The 3,647-nt window shown below is 60.9% G+C and carries 3 protein-coding genes and 1 pseudogene; all 4 read right to left on the bottom strand.

Annotation, left to right across the window (positions count from 1 at the left end):
- A pseudogene (locus tag CEC48_RS30635) lies at nt 1-1,102 on the bottom strand (DUF2235 domain-containing protein); the annotation flags it as partial.
- Nucleotides 1,090-1,611 carry a DUF3304 domain-containing protein gene (locus CEC48_RS30630; RefSeq protein WP_088427228.1) on the bottom strand — a complete coding sequence of 174 codons (522 nt, stop codon included), beginning with the start codon at nt 1,609-1,611 and terminating at the stop codon, nt 1,090-1,092. The pseudogene CEC48_RS30635 and the gene CEC48_RS30630, both read right to left, overlap by 13 nt.
- Nucleotides 1,604-2,410 carry a DUF4123 domain-containing protein gene (locus CEC48_RS30625; RefSeq protein ID WP_088427227.1) on the bottom strand — a complete coding sequence of 269 codons (807 nt, stop codon included), beginning with the start codon at nt 2,408-2,410 and terminating at the stop codon, nt 1,604-1,606. The genes CEC48_RS30630 and CEC48_RS30625 overlap by 8 nt, the downstream gene beginning before the upstream one ends.
- The coding region (locus CEC48_RS30620; RefSeq protein ID WP_141099735.1) for a type VI secretion system Vgr family protein at nt 2,407-3,647 on the bottom strand (1,241 nt) is incomplete at its 5' end. The genes CEC48_RS30625 and CEC48_RS30620, both read right to left, overlap by 4 nt.

Below are 3,647 nucleotides of genomic sequence, written 5' to 3'. Positions count from 1 at the left end.
CCGAGTGCATCCCTGGATACAACACCTCAACGCTATTGGCCGGATAACCGCCCCCCTCCCGCCGAATCGAATCCAGCGGAAAACACAACCGCTGCTCATGACTGGCAATGATATGCAGGCACCGCTTCACCAGACTGCTGGTGGGCAACTCCTGAGTGCCATCCGCCCAGCTCATGTGCCCGTCCGCTCCGGGTACCGCATGGGCGAGGCCCACCGATGCCACCGTATCCAGCAACCCCAGGTACTCGATACTGATCGGAAGCTTCAAGTCCCCCAGTGACAATGCCGGTTGTGACTCAGTAGGCGATGACAGCTCATTCAACCAACTGACAAACGCCCGTGCCGCCGCCGCGCCACGGGAAAAACCATACACATAAAGCCTGACCCCCAGCAGCTTGGGCCAACCGGGCGACGGTTGCGTCAGGGCGACACGCAATGGCTTGGCCAATGCGCCCAACTGTTTCTCATACTGATGACGACGGAAGCTGGCACCAATGGAACCCTCAAACCCCGCTGGCGCGCCCATGGCCTTGACCGCCGCCTGCAGACTCGCGTCATCCAGCCGGGGCAACGCTAACGTACGGCGCAGGGCGTCGATGATCATCATCAAGCCCCAGTTGATCCGCTCTTCGCCGAATGCCGCCGTGGCCAGGCCGAGTGCGCTGTAGTTCAGGTCGCCGACTTCGGGAAACGGCGTGCCCACTCCGGGCATGTAGTATTTGAAGTACTGGCCGTTGCCAACCCCCGCAGCGTCCGTCAAATGTTGCGCCTGGCGGCTGTGGGCAGTACCGCCGGCATGGCCCTCGCCAATGCTTGCGCGAAACAGACGGGCGATATTCGTCGGGTGTTTGGGATCGGATAAATACAGGTCGTTATTCAGGTTATTGCCCGTGCCGTCGAAGAACAGGCTGATATGCAACGTCTTGCTGCAGGGCGCCAGGACGCGCCGGCCTGCCGCCACGCACAGGGAGTCGTGATAATCCCGCTCTTGCTGAGACTGACGCCGGATATTTTGATGAACCTGGCCCGCTCGAGAGGGCAAGCGCCCCTGCTCCGGAAACTGCGGCGGGTAACAGAAAGAGGCTTGATTCACTTCGGGCATGACTGAGGCTCCGGCAAGTGCAGAGGCGTTTTGATTGGGTATTCGGGGCTGCCATAGGCGTAGCAGGAGGTGGTGACCTGAAGCTCGTCGCAGGGCAGAAAATGCACGGTGAGGCCGCAGACTTTTTGGCCGGTGTAATCCGGTACCAGTACGTTTTTGCTGTGCTGACGAGTTTGCGCATCGATTTTTTCAAGCCAGGCGTAATATTTTTCCCTGTCCGCAAAACCTGGAAAACCTGCTGAACTACCAGTTCCAGTTTCCCAATCAACCCGCACCGTCATTCCAGGCTTCCACCTCGAAGGCGCGGCATAACAACACCCTCCGCCGCCCCCCTGATAAGGCCCGATAATGTCGATACCGGAACGCCCATCCACACTGAAATGGTTTATCGCCCAATGCGTATGGTTGATACCTTCGATCGTGCCTGCTACGGCATTCTGCCCGAGCAAGGCACCCACCAGGCCGAGGAACGCGGCGCCCAGGTAATTGCTAACGGCGGGGTTAGGCATAGGGTTCAACTCCTGTCTTTGTAGGGGGTGGGGCGTTACGCAGCCTGTCGAGGGTGAAGACCTCGCGTTCAGAGTCCAGTAACAACCCGGCCTCGGTCGCCTCAAGCAGAGCAACGTAGCAAGCTTGAAAGCGCTGCTCGGCGCCCCATTCCCCGGGTAGCGCTTCGCGAAGGCTGTCCACAACCAACGTCGCATCACTCACACAGCCCAACACCTCCAACTGGCTATCACTCAGCTCCACAGGCTCAAGCGCTCCGGCGCTTTCAGGCACAACAGAACACCCCAGCAGCCGCCCCGGCATGCCGTCACGATCCAGCCAGCTCCAGAACTCGGCCGCTTCCAGCCAGCGCTGCTGCTGTTCGGGATGCAACACATGGCTGAACAACAGCGGGAATACTCGCGGGTCGTAGTAGCGCAGTACGCCGGGATAGCCGCCGTTGCGTGCCTCCAGGCAGTGAGAAAGGTGTTCGGCCAGCCTCGCAAAGGGCCATAAGGAAGCCAGCACCAGCAGTTGCGAACGGTCTTTGAGTGCGTTCACCAAGCCGATCAACCACTGCCGTTGCAGGGGCTTGGCCAGATCGACGCGCACCAGCAGGGGCGCCAGGCTCTCGGCGCCGGCCTCCGGTAATCCGTTGAACAGCGAGTACCAGGGCAAGGGCGGCTCAACCCCGAGCACACTGGGCAGGCAAGGCTTGTCGTTGCCGGCCTGGTCGATGATGACGTCCAGGCAGGTGATGGACATTTGCCCACAAGCGGTTTCCAGCAGGTCAATCCAGCCAGGGGAATAAAGGGCGCTCATGCTTGTACCTCCCTGGGCATAAACCCCTTGGCGGTAGCCCGTGCCCTTTTCAAGCACTCCTTGCAGACCGACACCGGTAATTCCGGCAGTACGAACATCTGGCTGGTCGTCGAATAGAACCGATGCTTGCCCTTGAAACTGAGTATGCCGGGGCCGTGGAGCTGGATTTCACCCTGGGCGGTAATACGGATATAGGCACCGCCACACCCCAGGGTGATGCCGTTTTTGGCCGTCAATTGCAGATGCCCCTGCACCGACTGCAGGGTGATGTCCTGCTGGGCAATCAGGTTCAGCACATCGCCGTGGGATTCGATTTCCAGCGGGCCGTTGCCGGAGACCAGGCGCATGCCTTGCTGCTGGGCCAGCAGGGAGATGCCTTGGTTGGCGTGCGCCGACAGGCGCTCGGCGGCAGTGAGGTTGATTTCGTCGTTGCTTTGCAGGTACAGCGCATCTCCACTTTTGAGCAGCAGGCTGGCCGGGGTAACGGCGCCGATGCCGTTGGGGGCGCTGAGCAGGATGGCGGGAGCTGCCAGGTTTTCCGCGTCGGCCTGGAACTGTTGCAGGCCGTCGAGTGTGGGTGGGTGGCTGCGATGAGCCTGGGTGATGGTTTGCCAGTCGGCAATTTGCTCGGTTGCTTTCTGGATCTGGCGGGTAGCCGGGTCCATGGTCAATGTGTCACCAGTGGCTTTGGGCTGTTGATCGGTGCTGATCAGCAGCCCTTTGCCTGCGCGAATGGCACCCCAGTCGTCGGTTCGCAGCTCAAAACCTTCGCCGCGCTTTTTGCGCTCGGCATCCACCAAATGCCCAAGGTTAAGCTGACTTTTCCCACCGTATTCCGTACTGAGCTTGACGTGCTCCTGCCCCCGCGTGTCGTCCATGCGCAATTTGTTATTGGCCGGAGTGCGCAGCACGTTGCGTTTGTAGTTGCGCAAGGTCACGTGGTCGACGTGTTGGCTGTCGTGCAAGGCATGGGCGATGTAGGGGCGGTCCGGGTCGCCTTGTTCGAAGGCAATAGCGACTTCGGTGCCGGGAATCAGCGGCAGGTGCAGGCCATGGGTGTCGCCGGCGTACGGGCGGGCCAGGCGCAGCCACATACTTTCCTGGCCGGGCTTCCAGGTGTCGCGGTCGAACAGGAAGTTCACGCGGTAGCGCCCTTCCAGGTCGATTTCGGCGTAAGGGTCGTTGGCCTGCGGGCTGGTGATGCGGGCCGGGACGGTGCCGGCGATTTGCGGTTTGT

Origin of the sequence: Pseudomonas sp. K2I15 (assembly GCF_002204795.1) — a bacterium.
Classification (GTDB): domain Bacteria; phylum Pseudomonadota; class Gammaproteobacteria; order Pseudomonadales; family Pseudomonadaceae; genus Aquipseudomonas.
Note: the sequence above shows the minus strand (reverse complement) of the source record. Positions and strands in the feature narration are given on the sequence as shown.

Excerpts from the sequence above, each read along its gene's own strand:
- CEC48_RS30630 (WP_088427228.1), bottom strand. The coding sequence starts at position 1,611 with ATGCCTAACCCCGCCGTTAGCAATTACCTGGGCGCCGCGTTCCTCGGC.
- CEC48_RS30625 (WP_088427227.1), bottom strand. The coding sequence starts at position 2,410 with ATGAGCGCCCTTTATTCCCCTGGCTGGATTGACCTGCTGGAAACCGCT.